This is a genomic window from Rhodococcus sp. LMD (assembly GCF_056108245.1).
The window spans coordinates 1,935,114-1,961,640 of the sequence record NZ_CM148557.1; the positions used below are offsets into that span (position 1 = coordinate 1,935,114).

24 protein-coding genes and 2 tRNA genes are annotated in these 26,527 nt (G+C 70.5%); 10 read left to right on the forward strand and 16 right to left on the reverse strand.

The annotated features are described in order from the left end of the window. Positions 1-21: 21 nt before the first annotated feature. The gene (locus tag ACWPQI_RS09075) at positions 22-861 is read right to left on the reverse strand and encodes an alpha/beta fold hydrolase (protein ID WP_010596334.1); all 840 of its coding nucleotides are present in this window, start codon (positions 859-861) and stop codon (positions 22-24) included. 345 nt (positions 862-1,206) lie between these two features. Beyond that, positions 1,207-1,279 (reverse strand) — tRNA-Lys (locus ACWPQI_RS09080). 348 nt (positions 1,280-1,627) lie between these two features. Here ACWPQI_RS09080 and ACWPQI_RS09085 point away from each other — a divergent pair. Together ACWPQI_RS09085 and ACWPQI_RS09090 are read left to right on the forward strand one after the other, a co-directional pair. After that, positions 1,628-2,770, forward strand: a complete 1,143-nt coding sequence (locus ACWPQI_RS09085; RefSeq protein WP_225223300.1) for a L,D-transpeptidase — start codon at positions 1,628-1,630, stop codon at positions 2,768-2,770. Between the two features lie 249 nt (positions 2,771-3,019). Continuing rightward, on the forward strand, positions 3,020-4,468 hold the full coding sequence (locus tag ACWPQI_RS09090) for a selenium-binding protein SBP56-related protein (protein ID WP_059174804.1): 1,449 nt from the start codon (positions 3,020-3,022) through the stop codon (positions 4,466-4,468). 154 nt (positions 4,469-4,622) lie between these two features. On the opposite strand, the gene ACWPQI_RS09095 is transcribed toward ACWPQI_RS09090, so the two are convergent. From ACWPQI_RS09095 to ACWPQI_RS09115, 5 genes are all read right to left on the reverse strand, one after another. Beyond that, positions 4,623-4,700 (reverse strand) — tRNA-His (locus ACWPQI_RS09095). Positions 4,701-4,783: 83 nt separating this feature from the next. After that, complete coding sequence (gene orn / locus ACWPQI_RS09100) at positions 4,784-5,383, reverse strand: oligoribonuclease (protein WP_119699675.1); 600 nt, start codon at positions 5,381-5,383, stop codon at positions 4,784-4,786. Between the two features lie 156 nt (positions 5,384-5,539). Then, a complete protein-coding gene (cmrA, locus tag ACWPQI_RS09105; RefSeq protein ID WP_040271644.1) occupies positions 5,540-6,343 on the reverse strand; it encodes a mycolate reductase in 804 nt (267 codons plus the stop codon). Between the two features lie 26 nt (positions 6,344-6,369). Continuing rightward, on the reverse strand, positions 6,370-8,397 hold the full coding sequence (locus ACWPQI_RS09110; protein WP_102030792.1) for an NADPH-dependent 2,4-dienoyl-CoA reductase: 2,028 nt from the start codon (positions 8,395-8,397) through the stop codon (positions 6,370-6,372). Next, a complete protein-coding gene (locus ACWPQI_RS09115; protein ID WP_010596341.1) occupies positions 8,394-8,939 on the reverse strand; it encodes a PadR family transcriptional regulator in 546 nt (181 codons plus the stop codon). Before ACWPQI_RS09115 ends, ACWPQI_RS09110 begins: the two co-directional genes overlap by 4 nt. Before the next feature lie 164 nt (positions 8,940-9,103). Here ACWPQI_RS09115 and ACWPQI_RS09120 point away from each other — a divergent pair, with 164 nt between their 5' ends. Continuing rightward, positions 9,104-10,438 carry an MFS transporter gene (locus tag ACWPQI_RS09120; protein WP_059174801.1) on the forward strand — a complete coding sequence of 445 codons (1,335 nt, stop codon included), beginning with the start codon at positions 9,104-9,106 and terminating at the stop codon, positions 10,436-10,438. Here the strand turns inward: ACWPQI_RS09120 and ACWPQI_RS09125 are convergent. Further along, a complete protein-coding gene (locus ACWPQI_RS09125; RefSeq protein WP_059174800.1) occupies positions 10,423-11,244 on the reverse strand; it encodes an acyl-CoA thioesterase in 822 nt (273 codons plus the stop codon). The two genes, ACWPQI_RS09120 and ACWPQI_RS09125, sit on opposite strands and share 16 nt — an antisense overlap. A gap of 95 nt (positions 11,245-11,339) precedes the next feature. On the opposite strand from ACWPQI_RS09125, the gene ACWPQI_RS09130 reads away from it, so the two are divergent. Next, complete coding sequence (locus ACWPQI_RS09130) at positions 11,340-11,990, forward strand: TetR/AcrR family transcriptional regulator (protein ID WP_010596344.1); 651 nt, start codon at positions 11,340-11,342, stop codon at positions 11,988-11,990. A gap of 117 nt (positions 11,991-12,107) precedes the next feature. Here the strand turns inward: ACWPQI_RS09130 and ACWPQI_RS09135 are convergent, their stop codons facing one another. The 5 genes from ACWPQI_RS09135 to ACWPQI_RS09155 all read right to left on the reverse strand — a co-directional run bounded on the left by ACWPQI_RS09135 (position 12,108) and on the right by ACWPQI_RS09155 (position 15,528). Next, entirely contained in the window at positions 12,108-12,230 is a 123-nt protein-coding gene (locus tag ACWPQI_RS09135; RefSeq protein WP_010596345.1) for a hypothetical protein, read from the reverse strand. A gap of 227 nt (positions 12,231-12,457) precedes the next feature. Further along, positions 12,458-12,934: a hypothetical protein gene (locus ACWPQI_RS09140; protein ID WP_064066576.1), complete on the reverse strand. Its 477-nt coding sequence runs from the start codon at positions 12,932-12,934 to the stop codon at positions 12,458-12,460. An 86-nt stretch (positions 12,935-13,020) separates the two neighbouring features. Continuing rightward, the gene (locus tag ACWPQI_RS09145) at positions 13,021-13,941 is read right to left on the reverse strand and encodes an SGNH/GDSL hydrolase family protein (RefSeq protein ID WP_407040797.1); all 921 of its coding nucleotides are present in this window, start codon (positions 13,939-13,941) and stop codon (positions 13,021-13,023) included. Between the two features lie 22 nt (positions 13,942-13,963). Continuing rightward, complete coding sequence (locus ACWPQI_RS09150) at positions 13,964-14,803, reverse strand: alpha/beta fold hydrolase (RefSeq protein WP_010596348.1); 840 nt, start codon at positions 14,801-14,803, stop codon at positions 13,964-13,966. Positions 14,804-14,826: 23 nt separating this feature from the next. Then, positions 14,827-15,528, reverse strand: coding sequence for a TetR family transcriptional regulator (locus tag ACWPQI_RS09155; protein ID WP_119699676.1), 702 nt, complete (start codon positions 15,526-15,528; stop codon positions 14,827-14,829). A gap of 95 nt (positions 15,529-15,623) precedes the next feature. Between ACWPQI_RS09155 and ACWPQI_RS09160 the strand changes: the two genes are divergently transcribed. From ACWPQI_RS09160 to ACWPQI_RS09170, 3 genes are read left to right on the forward strand one after another with little or no spacing between them, the layout of a single operon-like run. Next, positions 15,624-16,736: a ferredoxin reductase gene (locus ACWPQI_RS09160; RefSeq protein ID WP_474738769.1), complete on the forward strand. Its 1,113-nt coding sequence runs from the start codon at positions 15,624-15,626 to the stop codon at positions 16,734-16,736. 26 nt (positions 16,737-16,762) lie between these two features. Further along, a complete protein-coding gene (locus ACWPQI_RS09165) occupies positions 16,763-17,956 on the forward strand; it encodes a fatty acid desaturase family protein (RefSeq protein WP_474738770.1) in 1,194 nt (397 codons plus the stop codon). A 13-nt stretch (positions 17,957-17,969) separates the two neighbouring features. Next, complete coding sequence (locus ACWPQI_RS09170) at positions 17,970-18,206, forward strand: hypothetical protein (RefSeq protein WP_003936842.1); 237 nt, start codon at positions 17,970-17,972, stop codon at positions 18,204-18,206. Positions 18,207-18,296: 90 nt separating this feature from the next. Here ACWPQI_RS09170 and gdhA read toward each other — a convergent pair whose 3' ends face one another. Further along, positions 18,297-19,640 carry an NADP-specific glutamate dehydrogenase gene (gene gdhA / locus ACWPQI_RS09175; protein ID WP_474738847.1) on the reverse strand — a complete coding sequence of 448 codons (1,344 nt, stop codon included), beginning with the start codon at positions 19,638-19,640 and terminating at the stop codon, positions 18,297-18,299. A 137-nt stretch (positions 19,641-19,777) separates the two neighbouring features. Next, positions 19,778-20,461, reverse strand: coding sequence for a GntR family transcriptional regulator (locus ACWPQI_RS09180; protein WP_040271657.1), 684 nt, complete (start codon positions 20,459-20,461; stop codon positions 19,778-19,780). A gap of 153 nt (positions 20,462-20,614) precedes the next feature. Here ACWPQI_RS09180 and ACWPQI_RS09185 point away from each other — a divergent pair, with 153 nt between their 5' ends. After that, on the forward strand, positions 20,615-22,273 hold the full coding sequence (locus ACWPQI_RS09185; protein WP_003936845.1) for an L-lactate permease: 1,659 nt from the start codon (positions 20,615-20,617) through the stop codon (positions 22,271-22,273). After that, on the forward strand, positions 22,270-23,661 hold the full coding sequence (locus ACWPQI_RS09190; RefSeq protein ID WP_003936846.1) for an FAD-binding oxidoreductase: 1,392 nt from the start codon (positions 22,270-22,272) through the stop codon (positions 23,659-23,661). Before ACWPQI_RS09185 ends, ACWPQI_RS09190 begins: the two co-directional genes overlap by 4 nt. Before the next feature lie 32 nt (positions 23,662-23,693). Here ACWPQI_RS09190 and ACWPQI_RS09195 read toward each other — a convergent pair whose 3' ends face one another. Then, positions 23,694-23,948 carry a hypothetical protein gene (locus ACWPQI_RS09195; RefSeq protein ID WP_006554393.1) on the reverse strand — a complete coding sequence of 85 codons (255 nt, stop codon included), beginning with the start codon at positions 23,946-23,948 and terminating at the stop codon, positions 23,694-23,696. 184 nt (positions 23,949-24,132) lie between these two features. Here ACWPQI_RS09195 and ACWPQI_RS09200 point away from each other — a divergent pair, with 184 nt between their 5' ends. Next, positions 24,133-26,481 (forward strand): heavy metal translocating P-type ATPase, encoded by a 2,349-nt coding sequence (locus tag ACWPQI_RS09200; RefSeq protein WP_102030790.1) that lies wholly within the window; start codon positions 24,133-24,135, stop codon positions 26,479-26,481. Positions 26,482-26,527 lie beyond the last annotated feature (46 nt).

Consider the following 26,527-nt stretch of genomic DNA (forward strand, 5'->3'; position numbering starts at 1 on the left):
CTCCTTCTGGAAGGAGAGGCGTTAACGGAGGAAATCGAGGATCACGACAGCTGTCTGCGCGGGCTGCCCCAGCCAGGGCGCGTGTCCGCCCGGGAGGACTGCCAGCTTCGCCGAGGGGATCAGGTCGGTCACCCCACGGGCCACGGCGACGCCGCCGAGCGGCTCGTCGCGGCCCCAGACGAGAAGCGTGGGCATGGTCAGGCGGCCGAGTTCATCGGGACGTACGCGCGTCCGCCGGCGGAACCCGGACGGCGTCAGCAATGCCAGGGGAGACACGAGTGCGTGTATCTCGTCGCGCGCGGCCGACTCGGCGACGGGGTCTCTGCGCATGGCAACGAGCAGATCGATCAGGTCGGGATGCCGGACCAGCGTCGCGCGTTCCCCCATGACGGCGGCAAACCGGAGCACGGACTCCCGGCCGGGCGGAACGAGACCGGCCGCCAGCCTGCCGAGCCCCGGAGTGGCGAGTACCCGGTGCGGCAGCGGGCACCGCGTCCCCGGAAAGGCGGGCGGCCCGACTAGTACGAGCCGGCCGACCCGCTCCGGGTGCGCGAGTGCGTACCAGGTGGCCCACACACCGCCCGCGGAGTGCCCGAGCAGCACGGTCTCTTCGAGGCCGAGGACGTCGAGCAGGCGATCCAGCCACCCGACCGCCGCTGTGCGGAAGTGCCGTCGGGGGTGGTCGATCGGGTCGCTGAGGCCCCGGCCGGGCAGGTCCGGGGCAATCGCGCGGACGCCGTCGAGTTCGGCGAGTAGCGGCAGAAAGAATCCGGCAGCGACCCCGGTGCCGTGGAGCAGGATCATCGGCGGTCCGGCGCCCTTCTCCAGGACGTGCACTCGGGTGGGCAAGTCCGATTCCACCCTGCGGCTGTATCCCGAGCCCTCCGGAAGCACTCGTTCGTACCATGCTCGCAGGCCCGCGTGGCCGTCGTCCGCCGACGTCCCAGCGTCTCGCACAATGCTCTTCGTGAACATGGCCCCAGTTTGTTCGCGACGGCCGAGCGCTCGCATCGGGCGAATTGTGCAGTCCGTCATCCCGCACAGGGGAAATCTGTGTACGACACCGCCGGCGAAGTGCCGGATCGGCGGGACCTGCTTCGCGGGATGCACGAGTTCGTGTCGGGCTGGACGGGGATGACAGCGGACACGACGGAAAGAAGAAGGAAGGCTGGCGATCTCGCAGATCGCCGGCCTTCCTTCGTGCTGTGCGCCATCAGGGACTCGAACCCCGAACCCGCTGATTAAGAGTCAGCTGCTCTGCCAATTGAGCTAATGGCGCTTGGCGGTGCGTCTCCGGGCGTTGTCCCGGCGACGAAGGAAAGACTACACACCTTCCAGGAGCGCACCAAATCGGCTGGTCATGCCGCATTTCGGTGGAAGCGGGACGTAACGCCGAGGGGGCCGGCGGCGATTGGTATTCGAACGTTATTCGCGTCGTCGACGTCGCGGCGGCTGTGCCTCGAGCGGGGCTGGCATCATCGAACGCACGCGCATCGACGTGCAGTTTTGCGGCCCGGGGGAGGCCCGGAATCGGAGGGTGAGAGTGGTTGGGAACAGTGCGGCGCCGCGCCGCCGGCGGAATCGGCATGCCGTCGCGGCGGTGCTCGGGGCGGTGTTGGTCGGCGTCATGACCTTCGTCACGGCCTGCTCCGGCGCGTCCGGCGCCGGCGGGGCCGAGGAGGTGCCGATCGATTCGAATCCCCTCGCCGCGCTCATCAAGCCCACGGTCTCGGCGAGCGTGGTCGACGGGGGAGTCGGCTTCTCGCCCATCGAGCCGGTGACCGTCTCGGTGGTCAACGGCAAGCTCGAGTCCGTCACGCTGCTCAACCCGGACGGGGAACCCGTAGCCGGGGCACTCGGTCCGGACGGAGCCACGTGGGCCAACACCGAGCCGCTCGGCTACAGCCGGCAGTACCGGCTCGAGGCCGTCGCGTACGGGCTCGGTGGAGCGACGACGACCGTCGTCTCGTTCACCACCAGCGCCCCGGGAAATCTCACCCAGCCGTACGTGATGCCGGGTGAGGGCGCGGTCGTCGGCATCGGCCAGCCCGTCGCGATCCAGTTCGACGAGAACATCCCCGATCGTCTCGCTGCCGAGCAGGCCATCACCGTCGTCACCGAGCCGCCGGTCGACGGCGCGTTCTACTGGCTGAGCAACCGTGAGGTGCGGTGGCGGCCCGAGAACTACTGGGCGCCGGGCACGAGGGTGACGGTGGACGTGAAGGTCTACGGTCGCGATCTGGGCGACGGTCTGTTCGGCCAGTCGGACGTGCACTCGAGCTTCACGATCGGCGATGCGGTGGTCATCACCGCCGACGACAACACCAAGCAGGTCACCGTCAACCGCAACGGGGTCGACGTGATGACGATGCCCACGTCCATGGGCAAGGACGGCACGCCCACCCCCAACGGCGTGTACACGATCGGCGACCGGTTCGAGCATCTGGTGATGGACTCGTCGACCTACGGCGTCGCCGTCGACTCCGCGGAGGGGTACCGGACCCCGGTGGACTGGGCGACGCGGATGTCCTACAGCGGGATCTTCTTCCATTCGGCGCCGTGGTCCCTCGGCGACCAGGGCGTGCGCAACGTCAGCCACGGCTGCCTCAACCTGAGCCCGGCCAACGCCAAGTGGATCTTCGACAACACCAAGCGCGGTGACATCGTCGTCGTGCAGAACACCGTCGGCGGCATCCTCTCGGGCACCGAGGGACTCGGGGACTGGAACATTCCGTGGTCGACGTGGAAGGCCGGAAACGCGCGCGCCTGATCCGGCGCCCCGGCGTGAGGCAGGCCGGGTCCGCCTCCTGCGGTAGCGGTTGGCACGAGACCCCCGGGATCGACGATCCCGGGGGTCTTCCCGTGTCGGGTGCCGACCGCCGGGCAGCCCGACCGTGGAGGGTCGACATGCGGTCCTGCGCGGCGGAGAATCAGGGAGAAGGCATGCCTACCTGTGACGTCGACCGACCGTGGACCACCGAGCGTGGCCCGGCGGACAGGTCCGAGTCGAGGAGGATTCATGTCTGCGACGACAGATCCCACGTTCTACCGCAGCCCGAGTGACGCCGTGGCAGCCGCGCCCGAGCGGCTTGCCTATGTGGCTGCCTTCGATCCGGCCGGCCGGGCGAAGGACGCGATCGCAGTGGTCGATTGCGAGCCGGGTTCGCCGACATACGGTGGTGTGATCGGCTGGACCGAGCTGCCGACGGCGGGCAACGAGTTGCACCACTTCGGATGGAACGCCTGCTCGAGCGCGCTGTGTCACGAGGGGCACGGTCACGAGGGGCACGGTCACGAGGGGCACGGCGATCACCACGGCCAGCCGCTCGAGCGGCGGTACCTGGTGGTGCCGGGCATCCGCTCGTCGAGAACGTATGTCCTCGACACCAAACCCGATGCGCGGCACCCGGTGGTGACACGCACGATCGAGGCCGCCGAGCTCGCCACGAAGGCGGGATACTCGCGGCCGCACACGGTGCATTGTGGACCGGGTGGCATCTTCATGTCCGCCCTGGGAGGCGCCGACGGCGCCGAGGGTCCGGGTGGTGTCGCGCTGCTCGACCACGACACGTTCGACGTCATCGGAGCCTGGGAGGCCGAGCACGGCGAGCAGTCCCTGGCGTACGACGTGTGGTGGCACCTGAAGCACGACACGGTGATCACCTCCGAGTGGGCCACGCCGTCGATGATCGAGAACGGACTGAACGCCGAGGACCTCCTCGGCCGCAGGTTCGGACACCATCTGAACTTCTGGAGCATGTCCGAGCGCAAGCCGACGCAGCGCATCGATCTCGGTGACGAGCATCAGATGGTTCTCGAACTCCGCCCGGCGCACAATCCTTCCGCGGCGTTCGGGTTCGTGGGCGTCGTCATCAGCGTGGAGGATCTGTCGGCGTCGGTGTGGATGTGGCACAAGAGCGACGACCGGTGGGCGGTGGAGAAGGTGATCACCATTCCGGCGGAGCCGGCCGACCCCGACGATCTGCCGCCGGCGCTGAAACCCTTCGGCGCGGTACCGCCGCTCGTCTCCGACATCGACCTGTCGGTCGACGACCGTTGGCTGTACGTCTCGTGCTGGGGCACCGGAGAACTCAAGCAGTACGACGTCGGCGACCCGTTCCACCCACGGGAGACGGCATCGGTGCGCCTCGGTGGGATCGTGGGCCGCGCGCCGCACCCGGCGGTTCCGGACCTCCCGATCGCGGGAGGCCCGCAGATGGTGGAGATCAGTCGCGACGGGCGCCGGGTCTACGCCACCAACTCGCTCTATGCGGCCTGGGACGAGGTCTTCTACCCGGACGGTGTGGGGGCGTGGATGGCGAAGTTCGACGCCGATGTCTCTGCCGGCGGCCTGGTCGTCGACGGCGGGTTCTTCCCGCACGGCGACGACTTCCGCGGACTTCGGGTGCACCAGACGCGCCTGCAGGGCGGGGATGCGTCCAGCGACTCGTACTGCTTCACCGGGTGAGCGTCGTCGCACGGCGCCTTCCGCCCCATCGTCTGGGTACACCCGATGGCTGCCCGGACCGTGTTCGGACGGGGGCACTGGTGCGGAGTTCGACACACGGCGCCGAAAACAGGCGAGTCCCTGACCGGCTTCCGCCGATCAGGGACTCGCCCTGTGGGGGTGAGTGACGGGACTCGAACCCGCGACAGCCAGGATCACAACCTGGTGCTCTACCAACTGAACTACACTCACCATCGCATTCGCGATCGGCCTGGGCCGGTTGCGCCTGCGGTACAGATACTAGCCTGAGTTTGCCGGAAACGGCGAATCCGCAGGTCAGGCCGGGCCCAACTCCTTCGTGACGGCGGCGATCTCGGCGGACGGGGGGCCCGGAGGTGCGACGAACGCGGTACGCCGGTAATACCGCAACTCGCGAATCGACTCCTTGATGTCGGCGAGCGCCCGGTGTGACAGGCCCTTGGCCGGTTGGCCGAAGTAGATCCGCGGGTACCAGCGGCGGCACAGCTCCTTGACGGAGCTGACGTCCACCATCCGGTAGTGGAGGTAGGCGTCGAGCTCGGGCATGTCGCGAGCGATGAACCCGCGGTCCGTCGCGATCGAGTTGCCCGCCAGGGGCGCGGTGCCGGCCTCCGGGACGTGTGCCCGGATGTAGTCGAGCACCATCTTCTCCGCCTCGGCGACGCTCACCGTGGACCTGCGCACCTCCTCGGTGAGCCCCGAGCGCTCGTGCATCTCGGTGACGACGTCGGGCATCGCGGCGAGTGCCTCGTCGTCGGCGTGGATGACGATGTCCACCCCGTCTCCCAGCACGTTGAGATCACTGTCGGTGACGAGGGCGGCGATCTCGATCAGCTGGTCGCTGTCGATCCGCAAGCCGGTCATTTCGCAATCGATCCACACAAGTTTGTCCTGCACGAAACACAGCGTAGTCAGCCCGGTCGTGGCGATACGGTCACGGTGACCATTCCACGGCCGCACGTGGACGAGGAGGACACCGGATGACGGTCGATCCGACGCCGGGCCCGGTGTGCCGTTTGGGCTGCTCCCGCAGCCCAAACGGCACACCGGGCGCTACGCGCCCAGCTTCTTGTAGAAGGCGCCGACGATCGGCGCGACGACACCGCGCGGGGTGTAGTTGCCGGCGACGGACATCGCCTTGCTGATCAGGCCCGGCACGATGCGCATCTTGTTCTCCGCGAGCGCGTCGAGCGACACCTTCGCGGTGTGCTCGCTCGAGATCCACAGGAAATCCGGCACGAGCCTGTCGACGATCGACGCCTCGGCCGGGTCCGGGGTCTCCGTGCGCACCGGGCCCGGCGCCAGCAGCGTCACGTGCACGCCGCTGTCCTTCAGTTCCCCGCGCAGCGACTCGGAGAAGGTGTTGACGAACGCCTTCGTCGCCGCATAGGTCGCGTTGTTGGGTATCGGCATGTTGCCCGCCGCGGAACCGACCATCAGGATCGCCCCGGATCGGCGCTCGACCATCTGCGGCAGCACCGCGAGGGTCAGATCGTGCACGGCGACGGCGTTCAGTTCGACCTGAGCCCGTTCGTAGGCCGGATCGAGCTGGGCCACCGGGCCGAACGTCGCGATGCCCGCGTTGTTGCACAGGATGCTGATCGGGCGCTTGCCGAGTTCCTCGACGAGCGCGGTTCGTGCGTCGCGGTCGGACAGGTCGCACGCGCGGACCTCGACGGTGACGCCGTGCTTCGCCCGCAGCGCCGCCGCGAGCTCCTCCATCACGTCGCCGCGGCGGGCGACCAGGATCAGCGAGTGCCCGCGCGCGGCGAGTTCGGCGGCGAGAGCCTCGCCGATGCCGGAGGAGGCGCCGGTCACGACGGCTCGGGCGTCGGGGGTGGGAGTCGGCAGAGTCATGGTCGCTCAGCGTAGCGGCGGCCGGCTCAGATGCGATCCGCCAGGCGGGTGCCCTGCTCGATCGCGCGCTTGGCGTCGAGCTCCGCGGCGACGTCGGCCCCGCCGATGACGTGGGTGGTCACGCCCGCGGCGGTGAGCCGATCGACGAGGTCACGGACCGGTTCCTGCCCCGCGCAGATCACCACGTTGTCGACGTCGAGCACCTTCGGGTCACGGCGCTCCGCACCGAAGCTGATGTGCAGGCCGGCGTCGTCGATCCGCTCGTAGTTGACACCGCAGATCTCGTGCACCTTCTTGTGCTTCAGGGACGCCCGGTGCACCCATCCGCTGGTCTTGCCGAGGCCCTTCCCGATCGGGCCGGGCTTGCGCTGCAGCAGGAACACCTCCCGCGGCGACGGCGACGGGCGGGGCGCGGTGAGTGCCCCCGGGGCGGCCTTCGGGTCGGTGACGCCCCACTCGCGCTTCCATTCGGCCAGGTCGAGGGTGGGGGAACGGTCGTGGGTGAGGAACTCGGAGACGTCGACGCCGATCCCGCCCGCCCCGATCACGGCGACACGGGCGCCGACGGGCGCACCGTCCCGGACGACCTGCGGGTAGGACAGCACGCTGGGATGATCGATGCCGGGGATTGCGGGCACGCGGGGGGTGACGCCGGTCGCGACGACCACCTCGTCGTACGCGCCGATCAGGTCGTCGGCGCCCGCGCGGGTACCGAGGCGGACCTGCACCTTCGTCAGCTCCAGCTGGCGGCGGAAGTACCGCACGGTCTCGGCGAACTCCTCCTTGCCGGGGATGCGGCGGGCGATGCCGAACTGGCCGCCGATCTCGTCGTCGGCTTCGAACAGGGTGACGGAGTGGCCGCGACGGGCCAGGTTCACGGCCGCCGCGAGTCCGGCAGGTCCGGCGCCGACGACCGCGACGGTCTTGCGGCGGCGGGTGGGGGCGAGCAGCAGTTCGGTCTCCCGGCCGGCGCGGGGGTTGAGCAGGCACGAGACGTGCTTGTTGACGAAGGCGTGGTCGAGGCAGGCCTGATTGCAGGCGATGCAGGTGTTGATCTCGTCGGGTACGCCGGCGGCGGCCTTGCGGACCCATTCCGGGTCGGCCAGCATCGGCCGCGCCATCGAGATCAGCTGTGCGTCGCCGCGAGCGAGGATCTCCTCGGCCGTCTCGGGCATGTTGATCCGGTTGGAGGCTGCGACCGGGATCCCGACGTGCTTCGCCAGCTCAGCGGTGACGTCCGCGAACGCGGCGCGCGGGACGGAGGTGACGATGGTGGGCACCCGCGACTCGTGCCAGCCGATGTCGGTGTTGATCAGCGTGGCGCCCGCGCGTTCGATCTCCTGGGCGAGGGCGACGATCTCGTCCCAGCGCTGGCCGCCGTCGACGAGGTCGGCCATGGACAGCCGGAAGCAGATCGCGAAGTTCGGCCCGACGGCCTCGCGGGTGCGGCGGACGATCTCGACGGGCAGCCGGCGACGGTTCTCGGCGCTGCCGCCCCACGCGTCGGTCCGGCGGTTGGTGCGCTCGGCGAGGAACTGGTTGATGAAGTACCCTTCCCCGCCCATGATCTCGACGCCGTCGTAGCCGGCCTGCTGGGCGAGGCGGGCGCAGCGGACGTAGGCGCGGATCTGCCGCCGCACCCCCCACGAGGTGAGCCTGCGCGGGCGGAACGGGTTGATCGGTGCCTTGATCGACGACGCGGACACACTCAGCGGCCAATAGCTGTAGCGCCCGGCGTGCAGGATCTGCAGCAGGATGCGGCCGCCTTCCGCGTGGACCGCATCGGTGATCGTCCGGTGCCGGCGGGCCTCGAGCCGGTTGGTGAGTTTGGCGCCGAACGGCAGCAGCCAGCCGGTCCGGTTGGGGGCGTAGCCGCCGGTGACGATGAGGCCGACGCCGCCGCGGGCGCGCTCGGCGAAATACGCGGCGAGGCGACCGGTGTTCCTGGCCCGGTCCTCGAGACCGGTGTGCATCGAGCCCATCACGACCCGGTTGGGCACGGTGAACGGCCCGAGATCGAGGGGGGAGAGCAGGTGGGGATACGGATTCGTCACGTGTTGTCCTCGATGGTGAGGGCGTCGAGCACTTCCTGGCACCAGTCCGCGAAACCCTGCTCGACGCGGATGCCGCCGCGCAGGACCAAGTACTGGTGGAGTGAGGGCCCGGTGAGCCGGTGAGGTGCGGGGAAGTCGCGTTTCTCGATGGTGCGGTACACCTCGAGGCGTGCGGCGTGGGCGTCGCGGTGGCGGGTGAGCTCCGCGAGGAGGGCGGGGAGGGTGTCGGGCCCGGCGGCGCGGATCTTCACGGCGAGGTCGCTGCGTAGTTGCTCGGGGTCGGAGGGCTGGGAGATCCAGCGGTCCAGTTCGGTGCGTCCAGCGGCGCTGACGCGGTAGACCTTCTTGTCGGGTCGCCCGTCCTGGGGCACGGTGCGGCCGGTGATCCAGCCGCTCTCCTCCATCCGCCGCAGCACGCGGTAGATCTGCTGGTGAGTTGCGCTGTGGAAGAAGCCGATCGACTTGTCGAACCGGCGGGCGAGCTCGTAGCCGGAGCCGGACCGCTCGACGAGTGCGGCGAGCAGCGCGTGTTCCAGTGCCATGCCGCGAGTATGCACCGAGGTGCATATGCAATCAAGTGCACATTGGAGAGGACGTCCGCGAACCACCCGGTCAGCCGCGAACGCGATTGTGTTCGCGGCTGACGGGGGATCGCGCGGATCGTCAGAGGCCGGTTCTCGGCGCGACGATCTCCTAGGCTGCGGGCATGAGTGCGCACACGGACGCCGTCGCCGGGATCGGGGAGGCCACCTCGCGGCGCCAGGTCTTCGCCTGGGGCATGTGGGACTTCGGGTCGTCGGCCTACCACGCGGTGGTGCTGACCTTCGTCTTCTCCGTGTATCTCACCGACGCCGTGGGCGACGACCTGCCGGGGTCGATGTCGGCGAGCACGTGGCTCGGGTGGGCGCTGGGCATCTCGGGGTTCGTCATCGCGATCACCGCCCCCGTCTCGGGGCAGCGCTACGACGCGGCCGGCCGGCGCAAGCGGTCCCTCGCGGTGCTGTCCTACACCGGCGTCGCGCTCATGGCGGCGATGGTGTTCGTGCGCGACGACCACCGTTACCTGTGGCTGGGCCTCGTGCTGCTGGGGGTGTCGTCGGTCGTCGTCGAACTCGCGCAGGTGCCCTACAACGCCATGCTCCGGCAGGTCTCCACCGAGGAGAACATGGGCCGGGTCTCCGGTCTGGGCTGGGCCATGGGCTACGTCGGCGGGCTGCTGCTGTTGCTGCTCGGGTACTTCGGTTTCATCGCCGGCGACGGCGACACCCGCGGCTTCCTCGGGGTGAGCACCGAGGCAGGTCTCAACATCCGCCTGGTGGTGCTGGCCGCGGCGGTGTGGTTCGCGATCTTCGCCGTCCCGGTGCTGCTCGCGGTGCCCGAGGTTCGGCCCACCGGCGCCGATCCCGGCGCGGAACGGACCGGGATCGTGCACTCCTACCGGGTGCTGCTGCGCGACCTCCGCGAGCTGTGGGCGATGGACCGGCGCACCGTCGGCTATCTCGGCGCGTCGGCACTGTTCCGCGACGGTCTGGCCGGGGTGTTCACGTTCGGCGCGGTGCTCGCGGTGAACGTGTACGGCATCGACGCCGCCGACGTACTGCTGTTCGGTGTGGCCGCGAACGTGGTGTCGGCGCTCGGTGCCCTCGCGGCGGGGCGCTTCGACGACCGGGTCGGCCCCAAGGCGGTGATCGTCGCCTCACTCACCGCCATGATGGCCGTCGGCATCGTGCTGCTCGTGGTGTCGGGGCCGGTGATGTTCTGGATTTTCGGTCTGCTGCTGTGCCTGTTCGTCGGGCCCGCGCAGTCGTCGGCCCGCACCTTCCTCGCACGCATCACCCCCGCCGGACGGGAGGGCCAGATGTTCGGGCTCTACGCGACGACCGGCCGCGCCGTGTCGTTCCTGGCCCCGACCCTGTTCGGGCTCTTCGCCTGGACCTTCGGCGCGGACCGGGCCGGCATCGCCGGTCTGCTCGTCGTGCTCGGCGCCGGGCTGGTGGCGCTGCTCGCGGTGCGGGCCCCGGAGGGTCAGTCCTTGAAGTAGACGAGCTGGTGGCTCGTGGCGAGCAGCGTGCCGTCGCGGCCCCACAGCTGGGCGGCCTGGTCGAAGTAGCCCTGCGAGAAGCGGTGCGTGCGCGCGGTGCCCAGCACGAAGTCGTCGCCCTGGGCGTCGAGCTGTGCGGCGTCGGCGTGGAAGTACACGGTCAGGGACACGGTCCCGGCCGGCATGTACCGGCCGCGCCGCAGGAACACCCTCGGGTAGAAGACGTCGCACAGCGCCGTCAGCGCCGGGAAGTCGAGTGGGCGGACCGGTGCGTCGCGCACCCACAGTGTCGTGGTGGAGTCGGGGTGCTCGCCGGCGTCCTGCTCGGGCACCGCGCCCTCGACGAACCGCATCTCGTAGTTGCGGGCCCAGGCGATGAAGTCCGGAAAGGTCCGGGCGGGAACCGTCTCCGCGGGCGGCACCTCCGGAACGTCGAGTTCGGTGTCCGACCAGGTGTCGCGGCGGGTGCCGAACACCGCGGTGGCGGTGGTGGTGACCATGCCGTCCTGCGTCAGCTCGAGCAGCCAGTGCTGGTTGGTGCGGTTGGTGCGGACCGCCCGCACGGTGATGTCGAACTCGCCGTCGGCGACCGGGCCGGCGTAGTTGACGGTCAGGGAGATGGGATCGCCGAGCCGGTCCGGGTGCTGCTGGACGGCCCGCAGCAGGGCGGCGGCGGTGACGCCGCCGAACGGGCCGACCATGTTCGTGTACTCGGGGCTGGTCCGCCCCCGCGTGTGACCGTCCTCCGTGGGCTCGAGCGCCACGGCGGCGTCGAAGGGGTGGGGCGGGGCGGCGATCTCGGTCACGACGACTCCTCGGGAAGAACGGGTCCGTTCCGGCGCGAACCGGACTTAAGTATGACAACATACATAGAAATCGGCGGCAAGAGCGGAGCAGGAACATGGCGAGGCGCAGCGACCCGACCACCGGCCCCCGTGCCGCGATGATCCGCAGCGCGATCCGGCTCATCCGGGAGCGGGGCGTCGCCGCGACCTCGTTCGCCGACGTGCTCGCCCACAGCGGAGCGCCCCGCGGGTCGGTGTACCACCATTTCCCGGGCGGAAAGGCGCAGCTCGTCGAGGAGGCCACGCGCAGCGCCGCCGATCACCTGGGCGACGGCGTGACGCGGGTGCTGGAAGCCTCGGACACCCCCGGTGCGCTGCGGGCGCTCGCCGACCTGTGGCGCCGCGGGCTCGAGGACGGTGACTACGCGGTCGGCTGCCCGATCGTCGCGGCCGCCCTCGGCACCGAACGCGGCGCCCGCGACGTCGCAGGCGTCGCGTTCGAGACCTGGTGCGACCTGCTCGCCGACGCTCTCGTCGCGGACGGGGTCGGTCCGGAACGCGCACGGTCGCTGGCGGTGCTCGTCGTCGGCGCGCTCGAGGGCGCGCTGGTGCTCGCCCAGGCACAACGCAGCTCGGCGCCGCTCGACGCGGTGGTCGACGAGCTTACGGTCCTGTGCCGATCGGCGATCGACCCTGCTGTCGGGCCGTGTTTCGGAAGTGTGGAATCACCAGGCCGTTCGGGCGGTGAGGCGTGTCGCGAGCGCTGAATGAGCGGAGATTCCGGAGAGGGTTCATCGAGGGAGGGCCCGGCACCGCTGCGACGGGGATCGAATGCCTTCTGTTGCAGCACATCGGCTGAGTGCTTCGAGTGTCAGCACCGTCGACTATTCGGTGGACTTGGGGTGCGCAGTGCCGGCGGCCTTGATCCACAGGGTGCGGCGAGCGGTGTCGACGAGATACCACAGCCGTCCGCCGGCGGTGACCTCGTACTGCCACTGCTCCGTCACCGTCCCGCCGTGCGCGGCGGTGGCCAGAGCCTTTGAGTTGATGGTGTCGCGAGGTCGGTGCCGGTGTCTCGGGGCGGGCGCGCAGCTCGTTCCACGCGGTGAGGGTGTTCGACGGCGCCTGCTGACACAGCGCTTCCCACCCTTGACGGCGTCGGTGGTGGCGAACCGTAACTCCCACCCGCCGGTGGGGTCGGCGGGCGGGGCGACCCGGTCACCGCGTTTGGGGCTCACGCAGCGCCCGGCGGGGAAACCACACCGTGGTCTTCGTCGGTGTCGGCGGCGAGCAGGGCCGCAAGGTCCGGATCGGCCAGCGCTTCGGCGGTGTGCCGCCAGGCATCGATCACCTGTACCGCCGGGGCCGGGTTGTCGAGCGATTCTGCAGCGCGCAGCGTCGAGACCAGCTCGAGCACCAACTCCTGGACCTCCTCGCGGGAGAGGAACGTCACCCACGGGAACACCTCGGGCAGCACCTCGGTCACCAGCTCCCGCGCGCGGGTGTCACGTCGCATCACCGCCACGAACATCCGCGTCGTCACCGACGCCGCCGCGTGCTCGAGCTCCGCCCGCGCCGCGGTGGTGAGCACCAGGTCCTCCGCGTCGCGCCGGCGCACCCGCAGCGACCGCGCCGGTGAGCGCCGGAGCCGCTCGACCGTGGCCTTGCCCCGCAACTGCAGGTCCGAGAACGACACCTCATCCATGCGCATACTTTAGAATTGCTTCTAAAGTCATGGTCTGTCGAGGCCCGCCACTCCTCGGATGGACCGAAGCGACGATCGCGATCCGGTCCGATCTAGTCCGCGATGGTGACCAGCACCTGTTCCGCGGCGTTGCGATGGCCGTCCGCGTTGGGGTGCAGCGGGGCCGCCGGCTGGGACGGGAACAGGCCCTCGGTCCAGCGTTGCGCGGCCGGCTGGCACGCATCGTGCCCCACTGTGGACTCGCGCAGGTCGACGTAGTCGACACCCGCCGCGTCGGCCTGCTGCCGCATCGCGGCGTTGAGTCGGTCGATCTTGGCCTGCAGGTACGTCGCGTCGTCCGGCAGGATCGGCTGATCGGGATAGCAGCCGCCGTCCCGGATCCCGGTCGGGTAGCCGACCAGCAGGATGCGCGCCTGCGGGGCGCGGTCGCGGATCTCCTGCGCGATCGCGCCGTAGGTCGGCGCGAAGTCGTCGATCGCGCGATCCACGAGATCGACGCCGTCGCGGACGTTCGCGGTCGCGCACAGGGGTCCGGCCGGTGCCGAGGCCCTTCCGGACGAGCGATCGAGCGCGAGACACGACCCGGCCAGCGCGACCAGGCCGATGTCGTTGCCACCGATCCCGACGGTGACCAGCTCGGTGTCGGGGGTGAGCGCCTCGTACTGGGCGGCCACGGTGGAGCCCGACGAGACTACTTGGGGCCCTGACAGGTTCGCTGTCGTCGCGGAACTGCACGACACGTCGCGGAAGTCGTCGATGCCGAGTGTCCGGGCCACGGCATGGGGATAGTTGCTGCCCGAGCGGGCGCATGCCGGGTCGACCCGGGGCGGGATCATCGGGCCTGCCGTGAACGAGTCCCCCAGGGCCACATAGGAACTGTAGGCCGGACCCGGATCGGACCCGGTCGACGCCCCGGACCCGGTCGACGGCCCGGGATCGGTGCAGGCCGCGGCCAGCACGGAGAAGGCGGCGGCCGCGACCGCGCCGAGCCGGCGGTGCCGTGCCGTGGTCACGGCGTCTCGTGCGGACATCCGCTCACGGCCGGTCGTCGATCCGGGCGAGGATCGCCTTCGCCAGCGCGTCCGGCGCCTCCTCGGGAACCCAGTGGCTGACGTCGTCGAGGACGACGAATTCGTATGGCGCGTCGACGAACTCGCCGCAGCGCTCGGCGCCCGCCCGGCCGAGGGCCGAATCCGCTGTGCTCCACACGTAGGTGGTGGGCACCCGCACCGGCGCGAGTTCGGCGAACTCGCGTGTCATGGCGCGGTACCAGTTGAGCGTGGCGGTCAGGGCGCCGGGCTCGGACAGCACGCGCACGTACTCGTCGATCGACTCGGAGCTCACCCGGTCGCCGTACATCGCGCGCAGCCGACGAGCATCGTCCTCGAGCAGGACGTGCTCGGCCTTTCCCTCCTGCCGGAGCAGCTTGATGTAGGCCGCGCGGGCCTGCTGATCGGCGTCCTCGCGCAGGGCCCAACCGTAGGCCGCGGGGTGCGGCACCGACACCGCGGTCAGGGTCGTGATGCGGTCGGGGTGGTGTGCCGCGACCTGCCAGGCCACGGCCGCCCCCCAGTCGTGCCCCACCAGGTGGGCCCGGTCGAGCCCGGTCGCGTCGAGCAGCCCGACGACGTCGCCGACGAGCAGGTCGACGGTGTAGGCCGCCACGCCGTCCGGGCGGGCACCGGGGGAGTAGCCCCGCTGGTCGGGCGCGAGTACCCGGAGTCCCGCCTCCGCGAGCTGCGGGGCGACGGACTCCCAGCTGCGGGCGGTCTCCGGGAAGCCGTGCAGCAGCACGACCGGCGTGCCGTCGACGGGCCCGGCGGTGTGGACGTCGAAGGTGAGGTCTCCGAGGGTGACGCGCGTGGTCTCGAACATGGCGCCCACCGTACGGGTTGCCGTCAGCGGTGGGTAGGTCTCCAGGCCCCCATGCCGAGAACGATGAGACGCATCTGTTTCTCGGCGCGCGCCAGGACCTCGGCTTCCGCCGGTCCGCCGGGCCGGTCCACGTCGAGCAGTTCGAGCACCACCTCGAGCATGGCGGTCACCAGCAGGTCGGCCGCCATCTCCAGGTCGTCGACCTCCCAGTCCGCCATGCCGGGCATGCGGGAGAGGTCGACGGAGAGTTCGCTGGTGATCAGCCGCAATTCGACGGTGACGGTGCGCGCGACGGCCGGTTGCCCGCCGTGGCGCTCGCGGGCGAGGAACCGGAACGCCTGTTCGTGGGCGCGGACCTGCCGCACCAGGGTCTCGAGCGATGCTCGCGCCGAGGACGGGCCGCGCGCACGCCGGGCCTCGCGCAGCAGCCGGCGGAGCATGCGCATGGTGTCGGCGGCGAGCGCGACGCCGAGTTCTTCCATCGAGTCGAAGTGGCGGTAGAACGCCGTGGGCACGATTCCGGCCCGACGGGCCACCTCGCGCAGGCTCACCGTGGCGAAGCTGCGATCGGCCGAGAGCTCGAGCGCGGCGTCGAGCAGGGCCTGGCGGGTGCGCTCCTTGCGCGCAGCCCGCGTCGCGGGTTCGGGAACGGGGGCTGCGGACACGGGTTCGAGTCTAGGCAGTGCGGTGAACCGGCGGCCGGGGACGGGGGTGACGGCGGCCACATCGACGTTGACAGCGGGCCGGGCGGGCCTGGCACACTGAGTTCAGTGCACGTTTGTACACTGAAATTGGAGACTCGCTCGAGAGGAGCGACGCCATGACACTGCTTCATCGCGCCCGACGCGCCGCGGGGCCGGATATCGGACGAAAAGCCCTGATCAAGGCGCTGAACGTGCTCTCCGCCCCGCATCACCCGGACCGGTACCTCGAACTGGCCGATCCTCTCCTGGCCCTGCAGCGCACCCGGGCCCGAATCACGCATGTTGACCGAACCGTCCCCGGGTCGGTGACGCTCGAGCTGCATCCGGCCCGGCCCCTCGGGTTCCGGGCCGGCCAGCACGTGCAACTCGGCGTGGTGGTGGACGGCGTGCGGCACAGCCGCACCTACTCGCCGGTCGGTTCCCAGCATCGCCCCGACGGACGCATTCAGCTCACCGTCAGGGTGCGGCCGGACGGTGTCGTCTCACGGCACCTGCACGAGCACGCCGCCGCGGGCGACGTCGTCGACCTCGCGGCCGTCGCCGGCGAGTTCTGCCTGCCCGCGCAGCGGCCGGACCGGCTCGTGCTCGTCAGCGGCGGCAGCGGCATCACTCCGGTGCTGTCGATGCTGCGCACCCTCGCCGACGAGGGCCATTCCGGGACCGTCGCCTTCCTGCACTACGCGCCGACCGCCGCGCACGTGCCGCACCGGGAGGCCATCGAATCCCTGGCCGACGCCCACCCCGGTATCGACGTGACCTTCGGCTACACCCGGGCGGCGGACGGTGCAGTGCGAGGCCACTTCGAGCGGGACCATCTCGAGCAGGTCGCACCCTGGTTCGCCGGCGCGCCCGCCTACGTCTGCGGCCCGGCAGCCCTCGTCGACGGCGTGCGGGCGGTCTACGGTGACGCCGACGCCACTCATCTGCTGCACACCGAGCAGTTCACGCCGCCCGCGGTGGTCCGCGACGACGACGCGAGCGGCACCGTGACCTTCGCTGCCTCCGGGATCCGCGCCGACAACAGCGGCGTCACCGCCCTCGAGCAGGCCGAGGCGGCCGGACTCACCCCGGAGCACGGCTGCCGCATGGGAATCTGCCACTCCTGTACGGTGACCCGGCTGTCCGGCTGCACCCGCGACGTGCGCACCGGCGAGACGGACGACGAGCCCGGCGCCGAGGTGCAGATCTGCGTCAACGTCCCCCTCGGCGACGCGGCCTTCGACCTCTGACCCCATCGAAACACCTGGAGGACAGCATGTTCGGTTTGTCCCTTCCCCTTCCCGCATTCCTGGCCGGCCGTCGCGAACCCGACCCGGCACCGGTCGTGCTGCGCCGCGAGCAGGTCGAGGAGATCGGCCGCGAACTCGACGCGCTGCGCGAACGCACCGTCGCCTCGCTCGGCGCGGCCGACCGTGAGTACATCTATCGCATCGTCGGGACGCAGCGACGCTTCGAGATCGCCGGTCGCGCACTGTTGTTCGTGGGCTTCCTGCCGCCGGCCTGGGTGGCGGGCGTGGCCGCCCTGAGCGTGTCGAAGATCCTCGACAACATGGAGATCGGCCACAATGTGATGCACGGCCAGTACGACTGGATGCGGGAACCGGAACTGAACTCCCGCAACTTCGAGTGGGACACCGTATGTCCCGCCGACCAGTGGCGGCACTCGCACAACTTCCTGCACCACACCTATACCAACATCCTCGGCATGGACCGCGACGTCGGCTACGGCATCCTGCGGATGGACCCGGCGCAGCGCTGGCACCCGTACTACCTCGGCAATCCCGTCTACGCGACGGCGCTGATGCTGTTGTTCGAGTGGGGCGTGATGCTGCACGACGTCGAGGTCGAGAACGTGGTCGCCGGTAAACGCAGCTGGCGCGACGTGATCCCGCTCGCCCGGGGCTGGTGGCGCAAGGCGCGGGGCCAGGTGATCAAGGACTATGTCGCCTTCCCGCTGCTGTCCGGGCCGATGTTCGTGCCGACGCTGCTCGGCAACGCTGCCGCCAACCTCGTCCGCAACGTGTGGGCCTTCTCCATCATCTTCTGCGGGCACTTCCCGTCGGGAGTGCAGTCCTTCACCGAGGAGGAGACCGCGCACGAGACGCGCGGCGAGTGGTATGTGCGCCAGTTGCTCGGCAGCGCGAACATCACCGGCACCCCGCTGTTCCACATCATGTCCGGCAACCTCTCGCACCAGATCGAGCACCACCTTTTCCCGGACCTGCCGGCGCACCGGTACCCGGAGCTGGCACCCCAGGTGCGGGAGCTGTGCGAGCGGCACGGCCTGCCCTACAACACCGGCGGTCTGCTCGCCCAGGTCGGCTCGGTGTGGCGCAAGATCGTGAAGCTGGCCCTGCCGCCGAGCTGGGTCACGGAGGAACCCACGACGTCGGTGCTCATCGAGCGCAGCGTTCCGGTCGCGGGTACCCTCGCCCACGACAGCGCCTGAAGGGGGTACCGCCATGGTGGGTAGGTTCGAACGCAACAAGGACACGCTTCAGGAACTGACCGAGTCCGCGGCGACGCACGTCGGCAACATCGCGGGCATCATCACCGGTGCGGTCCGCGAGGTCACCCGGGAGATCGGGGACTGGATCAGCGACGGCATCGAGATGCGCGAAGCCGCCCGCAAGGCCGGAGCCGACGACGAGCGCAGCGCGGGTCCGTCGTCGTCCGAGCCGTCCGGCGGGCAGGTGTAAGTATCTCGGGCCGATCCGAGAACGCAGACACGGCGAGGGGCGGGCACCGGAATCCGGGTGCCCGCCCCTCGCCGTCGGCGTGGGTTCGGATCAGATGACGCCGAGTGCGAACATCGCGTCGGCCACCTTCACGAAGCCGGCGATGTTGGCGCCGTGGACGTAGTCGCCGGGCTTGCCGTACTCGGCGGCGGTGTCCACGCAGTTCTGGTGGATGTCGCGCATGATGCCGGCGAGGCGCTCGTCGGTGTAGTCGAAGTGCCACGAGTCGCGGGAGGCGTTCTGCTGCATCTCGAGGGCGGAGGTCGCCACGCCACCGGCGTTGGCGGCCTTGCCCGGGGCGAAGGCGACGCCCGCCTCGCGGAACACCGCGATGCCACCGGGGGTGGTGGGCATGTTCGCGCCCTCGGCGACGACGCGCACGCCGTTGTTCACCAGGGTCTTCGCGGCGGTCTCGTCCAGCTCGTTCTGGGTGGCGCAGGGGATCGCGACGTCGCAGGGCACGTCCCAGATCAAACCACCGGGGAAGTACTGCGCGTCGGGACGCTCGTCGACGTACTCGCTGATGCGGGCGCGACGGACTTCCTTGATGTCCTTGAGCAGCTCGAGGTCGATGCCGTTCTGGTCGACGATGTAGCCGGAGGAGTCGGAGCAGGCAATGGCGATGCCGCCGAGCTGGTGCACCTTCTGGATCGCGTAGATCGCCACGTTGCCCGACCCGGACACGACGACCTTGCGGCCCTCGAGCGAGGAGTTCACGGACTTGGCCATCTCCGCCACGAAGTAGGCGACGCCGTAGCCGGTCGCCTCCTTGCGCACCTGCGAACCGCCCCAGGTCAGGCCCTTGCCGGTGAGCACGCCCGACTCGTAGGAGTTGGTCAGGCGCTTGTACTGGCCGAACAGGTAGCCGATCTCGCGTCCACCGACACCGATGTCGCCGGCCGGGACGTCGGTGTACTCGCCGACGTGGCGGTGCAGCTCGGTCATGAAGGACTGGCAGAAGCGCATGATCTCCTGCTCCGACCGTCCCTTGGGGTCGAAGTCCGAGCCGCCCTTGCCGCCGCCGATGGGCAGGCCGGTGAGGGCGTTCTTGAAGATCTGCTCGAACCCGAGGAACTTCACGATGCCGAGGTTGACGCTCGGGTGGAAGCGCAGGCCGCCCTTGTACGGGCCGAGCACGCTGTTGTACTGCACCCGGAAGCCGCGGTTGACGTGCACGTTGCCCTGGTCGTCGGTCCACGGCACCCGGAAGATGATCTGCCGCTCGGGTTCGGTCAGTCGCTCGATGAGTCCGGACTCGAAGTACCGGGGGTGGCGCTCGAGAACGACGTGCAGGGACTCGAACACCTCGGCGGCTGCCTGATGGAACTCGGGTTCACCGGCGTTACGCGCCTTCACCTGTTCGTAGATCTCTGCAATGCGGTCCGCGGTCGACACGCTCACCTACCTGACTGTGAGGAGACTGTTACATGGCGTTAACACGTTGATTCTAGGCGCAGGCATGAGACGTCCCGTCGAGGGGTGGCGACCACCCACCTGCACGCGGCGTCTGTCCGGTGCGGCGGGGGAGGCGGCTACGCCGGTTCCGGGAGGGTGGCTTCCGGACCCGGGTTGCCGCCGAGCGCGGCGACGAGGCGTTCCCGGGCGCGCCCGAGGTGGCGGGTGATCGCCTCGACGGCCGCCTCGCCGTCGCCGGCCAGGACGGCGTCGAGGATCTGCTGGTGTTCGGCGGCGATGCTCGCGGTGGTGAGCAGCTGCTTGCCCTGGACCTGCACCATGCACAGCCGGACCTCGGAGACGAGTGAGCCGAACATGCGGCTGGTGCGCGGGCTGCCCAGTGCGTCCACCAGGGCGGTGTGGAAGCGCATGTCGGGTTCGACGACGGTGAGTGGGTCCGCCTCGGTCATGGCGGCGATCTCGGCATTGGCAGCAGCCGCCGCCGGCGGCGCCGTGCGGGTCTCGGCCAGCGTCCGCAGCACCACGGATTCCAGGTGGGCGCGGGTGCGGTAGATGTCGCGTACGTCCTCGGGACCCAGGTGGGGCACGCGGGCGGTCTTGTGGGCACTGCGCTGCAGCAGGCCCTCGCCCACGAGCTTCTCGATGGCCGCCTTGGCGGTCGGCCTGGCGACTTCGTAGGCGCGGGACACCTCGGCCTCGGTGAGTGCATCCTCGTGTGTCAGCTCACCGGCGAAGACCCGCCGGCGGAGCTCGAGGGCGAGGGCGTCGACGATCGACAGGGCTTCGACGCGTCCGGCCAACGCTCCGCTCCTTCCGGCTCTCCGCGCACCCGCACGGACCTGCACGAACACCTGCATTCTCGCACGACGCCGCACATGCACCCTTGACAGGTATGTGTACTTGTCTGACAATTTCTCCCAATCGGTGACAGGCATCACAACGAGAGGGCGTCCATGTACCAACAGACACTCGACCCGATCGGCGGTTCCCTCGCCTGGTCGGCTGTGGTCGCGGCGATTCCGCTGGCCGCGATGTTCGTCATGCTCGGCGTCTTCCGGTGGAAAGCGCATCGTGCGGCTCTCGTCGGCCTGGCGCTCGCCGTGCTCGTCGCCGTCGCCGGGTGGGGGATGCCGCTCGGCCAGGCGGCTGCCGCCACCGCCGAGGGCGCCTTCTACGGTCTGTTTCCCATCCTGTGGATCTTGATCAACGCCCTCTTCGTCTACCGGCTCACGGTGGTCACCGGCTGGTTCGAGGAGCTCGGCCGGGTCGTCCGGTCCGTCTCCGACGACCAGCGCATCCTGGCCATCCTCATCGCCTTCTGCTTCGGGGCGCTGCTCGAGTCGCTCGCCGGATTCGGCGCACCCGTCGCGATCTCCGCGGCGATGCTCCTGGCTGCGGGCATGGCACCGCTGAAGGCCGCGTGCACGTCCCTGCTGGCGAACACTGCTCCGGTGGCCTTCGGCGCGATGGGCGCCCCCATCCTCGCGCTCGCCGGGGTCACCGGCCTGCCGCTCGACGACCTGTCCGCGATGGCCGGCCGGCAGACACCCTTCGTCGCGGCCGTCGTGCCGATGGTCATGGTGTTCCTCGTCGACGGACGCCGCGGAGTTCGGCAGACCTGGCCCGTCGCGGTCGTCGCGGGACTGACCTTCGGCCTCGCCCAGTTCGTTACCGCCAACTACCTCACCGTCGAACTCACCGACGTCGTCGCCGCGATCGTCACGGTCGGCGCGGTACTGGGCATGCTGAAGGTATGGCAGCCGGGCGAGCGCCTGGTCGCCACGCCCGACTCCGCCGTCGCCGCACCGGTCGGCGCCGGAACGGGTGTCGGCATCGCCGCCCCGCCGTCGCGTTTCGACGGATACAGCCGGACCCGGCGCACCCTGCTGGCCCTCGCCCCGTACCTGACGATCATCGCGATCTTCACCGCGGCTCAGATCCCGGTCGTCAAGGCGTGGCTCGGCGAGATCGGTACCGTGTCGTTCCGCTGGCCCGGCCTCGACATCGTCGATGTCGACGGCACACCGCTGGCCGCGCAGACGTTCAAGCTCGACCACCTGAAGGCCACCGGCACCCTGCTGCTGCTCGCCGGAGCCCTCACGGCCGCGATGTACGGGATCGGGGTGCGCCGCGCCGTCCGCGCCTACGTCGACACGCTCGTGCAGCTGCGCTGGACCGTCGTCACCGTCACCTCGGTGCTCGCGCTGGCCTTCGTGATGAACCTGTCCGGTCAGACCGCCGGCCTCGGCATGGCACTCGCGTCCGCGGGCGGTGTGTTCGCCCTGGTCTCGCCGTTGATCGGCTGGATCGGCGTGGCCGTCACCGGCTCCGACACGTCGTCGAACTCGCTGTTCGGTGTCATGCAGGCGACTGCGGCGCAGCAGGCCGGTCTCGACCCGGTGCTCATGGCGTCGGCCAACTCGTCCGCGGGGGTGCTCGGCAAGATGCTCTCGCCGCAGAACCTCTCGGTCGCGGTCGCCGCAGTCGGCCTGGCCGGGGCGGAGGGCGTCGTCCTGCGCCGCCTGATCGGCTGGAGCCTCGGGTTGCTCGTGTTCCTCACCGTCGTCATCTATCTGCAGTCCACCCCCGTTCTCGATTGGATGGTTCCGTGAACCCCGGCGCCGTAACTTCTGTCCCCGACACCGAGCCGGCCGTTGCCGCACTCGTCGACATTCTCGGCGACGCCGTCGTCACCGACCCGGACCGGATGCTTGCCTACCGGCGCGACCAGTCGCTGCTCACGCCCGCCGGAATGCCGCTCGCCCTGGTGCGGGCGCGGGACACCGACGACGTCGTCGCCACCCTGACCGTCGCGCACCGGCACGGCATTCCCGTCGTCACCCGCGGTGCGGGCACCGGTCTCGCGGGCGCGGCCAACGCCCTCGACGGCGGCATCGTGCTCAGCGTCGAGAAGATGAACGCCATCCTCGAGATCGACCCTGAATCACGCACGGCCACAGTGCAACCCGGGGTGATCAACGGTGATCTCGCCGCGGCGGCGGCGGAGCAGGGGCTGTGGTACGTGCCGGACCCCGGCAGCCGCGCCGTCTCCACCATCGGCGGCAACCTCGCCACCAACGCCGGCGGCACCTGCTGCGCGAAGTACGGCGTCACGGCCGACCATGTCGCCCGCATCAAGGCGGTGCTCGCCGACGGGCAGATCATCCACACCGGTGCCACTACCCGGAAGAACGTGGCGGGACTGAACCTCACGCAACTGCTCGTCGGCTCCGAGGGCACCCTCGCCGTCATCGTCGAGGCCACGGTGCGGCTGCGCGCCGCCGCAACCGCGGCGGCCACGGTGGTCGCGAGCTTCCCGGACACCGCGCAGGCCGTCGCCGCGGTCCTGGCGATCCGCGAGCAGGCCGAACCGTGCCTCGTCGAGCTGATGGACCGGACCACCATCGCCGCCGTCGAGGACATGACGCACATGGGGCTCGACCAGACGGCCGGCGCGCTGTTGCTCGTCCAGTGCGACGGGCGCGACGCCGCCGCCGAAGCCGAGGTGTGCGCACTGGCCTGCACCGCGGCGGGCGCGACGGAGGTGTACGACACCGCCGACCCGGTCGAGGGGGAGGAGTTCATGGCTGCTCGGCGGGTGGCGCTCACCGCGCTCGAGCGGTGCGGCAGCACCCTCCTCGACGACCTGGCCGTCCCCGTGCCCCGGCTGCCCGAGATGCTCGCGGCCGTCGAGACGATCGCCGCGCGGCACGACCTGCTCATCGGCACGTTCGGGCACGCGGCGGACGGGAACCTGCACCCCACCATCGTGTTCGACGCCGCCGACGAGTCCGTCGCGCGACGCGCCCGGCAGGCGTTCGACGAGATGGTCGCCGAATGCCTGGCGCTCGGCGGGTCGATCAGCGGAGAGCACGGCATCGGGGTGCTCAAGCAGCCGTATCTGGAAACGCAGGTCGGCACCGTCGAACGTGCCCTCATGCACCGCATCAAGGCGGCGTTCGACCCGACCGGGATTCTCAACCCGGGACGCGGGATCTGACGACCCCGTTTCCTGCCGGCGAAGCCTGGGGGTCAGATACCGACGAAGTTCATCACTCGGGACACGGTCGTCGCGGTACCGGTCAGAGCGACCGCAGTCACCATCACCGCAGCGGCACCCGTCGAGACCACGGCGCCGAGCGCGCCCCCCAGATTCGAGCGCCATCGGGACGTCGCGAGGGCGACCTCCGCGGACGATATTCCCAGTGGGACAGCGTCGGGGCCGACGGTGGGCAATCGGAGCGAATCGGAGGTGGCCGGCTCGCGAATCGAATCGTCGGTGTCCACTATGTAACCTTTCGGTACTTCGGTGATTTCACCTCACGCCTCGAGGTATGAATCCGTTGTAGTCGAACAGGTTTCCGTGTGCCACCAGGACGAGTGTCCAATGCCCGACCGCCTCGGCTGGACCGTGCCGGTAACGTCGATGCGGAGCAGTCCGACCCGAACCGAGACGAGGTAGGGGGGCGTCATGACTGTCACGCCGGCCCTCGAGGCTCCGTGGCGGGAGCGGGTGCGCACGTGGGTCGAGCCGATCTTCCTCGCCGTGACCCTCACCGCGCTGGTGGCCGGCATCGTCGCCACGCTGTTCGATGCGGACGACGTCGCCGACGCGTGCTGGATCGCCGGCACCGTCGTCGCGATCCTGCCCGCCGTCTGGTGGGTGATCGACGCGCTGCGGCGCGGGCGCGTCGGGGTGGACCTGATCGCGGTGCTGTCCCTGGTCGGCACCCTGCTCGTCGGCGAATACGTCGCCGGGGCGCTCATCGGCGTGATGCTCGCGTCCGGGCAGGCCCTCGACGCTGCCGCGGAACGTCGCGCCACCAAGGACTTGCGCGCCCTGCTCGAGCACGCGCCGCACACCGCCCGTCGCCGCGTCGGCGACGAGGTAGAGGTCGTGCCGCTCGGCGACGTGGTGCCCGGAGACACCCTGGTCGTCGGACCGGGCGAGGTGGTGCCGGTCGACGGCTGGGTCACCTCCGAGCTGGCGGTGCTCGACGAGTCGGTCCTCACCGGCGAGCCGATGCACGTGCAGCGTCGCACCGGGGAGGCCGTGCGCAGCGGCGTCGTCGCCGCCGGCGGCGCCTTCGAACTCCACGCCCGCGCCACCGCCGAGGACAGTACCTACGCCGGGATCGTGCGTCTGGCCCGCGAGGCCGCCGCCGAGAGCGCGCCGGTGGTGCGGATCGCCGACCGGGTCGCCGCGTGGTTCCTGCCGCTGTCGCTGACGGCGGCGGGACTCGCGTGGCTGATCAGCGGCTCGGCCACCCGCGCCGTCGCCGTGCTGGTGGTGGCCACCCCGTGCCCACTGCTGCTCGCCGCGCCCGTCGCGATCGTCTCCGGCCTCTCCCGCGCCTCGCGACTGGGGGTGGTGATCCGCAGTGGCGGCGCACTCGAGAACCTCGGGCACGCGACCACCCTCGTGATGGACAAGACGGGCACGCTCACCAGCGGCCGGCCCGCCGGAACCGACATCGTCACCGCGCCCGGCGGCGACGGCACCGAGGTGCTGCGCCTGGCGGCGTCCGCCGACCAGCTCTCCCCGCACGTGCTCGCCGAGGCCATCGTGCAGGAGGCGAAGATGCGAGGGCTCGTCCTGTCGCTGCCCACCGACGTCGCCGAGCAGGCCGGCACCGGCGTGGCCGCGACCGTCGACGGCCGCCGCGTCACCGTCGGCAGCCTGGTCCTGCCCGACGACGCGCCGGGGTGGGCGCGGGCGGTGCTCAGCCGTGCCGCCCTCGACGGCGCCGTCGTCGCCTGGATCACCGTCGACGACGCTCTGGCCGGCGCCCTGCTGCTCGTGGACCCGCTGCGCCGCGACGCCGCGCGCACCCTGCGGCGGCTGCGCGCGGCCGGCCTGGACCGGCTGGTCATGCTCACCGGCGACCGTCGCGAACCGGCCGAGGAGATCGGCTCCGTCCTCGGCCTCGACGGCGTATACGCCGAGCAGACCCCGGCGGACAAGGTCAACGGCGTCCGCGCCGAGCGGGAGGCGGCGGTCACGGTGATGGTCGGCGACGGTGTCAACGACGCCCCGGCCCTCGCCGCGGCGACCGTCGGAGTCGCGATGGGTGCCCGCGGATCCACGGCGAGCTCGGAGGCGGCGGACATCGTGCTCACCACCGACCGGCTCGACCGGCTCGCCGATGCGATGGAGATCGCCCGCCGCTCCCGGCGCATCGCCGTGCAGAGCGCCGTCGTCGGCATGGGCCTGTCGCTGGTCGCCATGGGATTCGCCGCGTTCGGATACCTGCCGCCCGCGGTGGGCGCGTTGCTGCAGGAGGGCATCGACGTCGCGGTCATCCTCAACGCCCTGCGTGCCCTGCGCGGTGACCGGGACCGGGAGCTGGCCCTGCCCGACGACACCGAGGCGATGCTGCACCGGTTCTCGGCCGAACACGATGTGCTGCGGGACGACCTCGCGATCCTGCGCGACACCGCCCAGCTGCTCGCCTCCGGTGATCTGCCGGCTGCTCACGCCGCGCTGCGCCGCACCGATGCGTTCCTGTTCGACACGCTGCTTCCGCACGAACGGGCCGAGGACGCCGAGTTGTACCCGGCGCTCGCGGTCCCGCTCGGCAGCGGAGAGGCGACCGCGACGATGAGCCGGATGCACGCCGAGATCGACCGCCTCAGCCGCCGCCTGCGCACTCACCTGGCGCAGGCCGACGCCGGCGGCGGCCTGAGACCGGACCAGTGCGACGACCTGCTCGCCTGCCTGTACGGGCTGTACGCGCTGCTGCGGTTGCACTTCGTGCAGGAGGAGGAGAACTACTTCGCCCTCGCGCCCGAGGCCGAACGGACGGACGGCTCGGCCTGAGCGGCGCGGGCGGACGGCGGCGGACGCTCGTATCCGGTTCTGCCGA

What these genes read in the sequence shown, in the direction of transcription:
- ACWPQI_RS09085 (WP_225223300.1), top strand. Translation starts at nt 1,628, where the DNA reads ATGACCTTCGTCACGGCCTGCTCCGGCGCGTCCGGCGCCGGCGGGGCC.
- ACWPQI_RS09090 (WP_059174804.1), top strand. Translation starts at nt 3,020, where the DNA reads ATGTCTGCGACGACAGATCCCACGTTCTACCGCAGCCCGAGTGACGCC.
- cmrA (WP_040271644.1), bottom strand. Translation starts at nt 6,343, where the DNA reads ATGACTCTGCCGACTCCCACCCCCGACGCCCGAGCCGTCGTGACCGGC.
- ACWPQI_RS09115 (WP_010596341.1), bottom strand. Translation starts at nt 8,939, where the DNA reads ATGGCACTGGAACACGCGCTGCTCGCCGCACTCGTCGAGCGGTCCGGC.
- ACWPQI_RS09120 (WP_059174801.1), top strand. Translation starts at nt 9,104, where the DNA reads ATGAGTGCGCACACGGACGCCGTCGCCGGGATCGGGGAGGCCACCTCG.
- ACWPQI_RS09130 (WP_010596344.1), top strand. Translation starts at nt 11,340, where the DNA reads ATGGCGAGGCGCAGCGACCCGACCACCGGCCCCCGTGCCGCGATGATC.
- ACWPQI_RS09140 (WP_064066576.1), bottom strand. Translation starts at nt 12,934, where the DNA reads ATGCGCATGGATGAGGTGTCGTTCTCGGACCTGCAGTTGCGGGGCAAG.
- ACWPQI_RS09150 (WP_010596348.1), bottom strand. Translation starts at nt 14,803, where the DNA reads ATGTTCGAGACCACGCGCGTCACCCTCGGAGACCTCACCTTCGACGTC.
- ACWPQI_RS09160 (WP_474738769.1), top strand. Translation starts at nt 15,624, where the DNA reads ATGACACTGCTTCATCGCGCCCGACGCGCCGCGGGGCCGGATATCGGA.
- ACWPQI_RS09165 (WP_474738770.1), top strand. Translation starts at nt 16,763, where the DNA reads ATGTTCGGTTTGTCCCTTCCCCTTCCCGCATTCCTGGCCGGCCGTCGC.
- ACWPQI_RS09170 (WP_003936842.1), top strand. Translation starts at nt 17,970, where the DNA reads ATGGTGGGTAGGTTCGAACGCAACAAGGACACGCTTCAGGAACTGACC.
- ACWPQI_RS09185 (WP_003936845.1), top strand. Translation starts at nt 20,615, where the DNA reads ATGTACCAACAGACACTCGACCCGATCGGCGGTTCCCTCGCCTGGTCG.
- ACWPQI_RS09200 (WP_102030790.1), top strand. Translation starts at nt 24,133, where the DNA reads ATGACTGTCACGCCGGCCCTCGAGGCTCCGTGGCGGGAGCGGGTGCGC.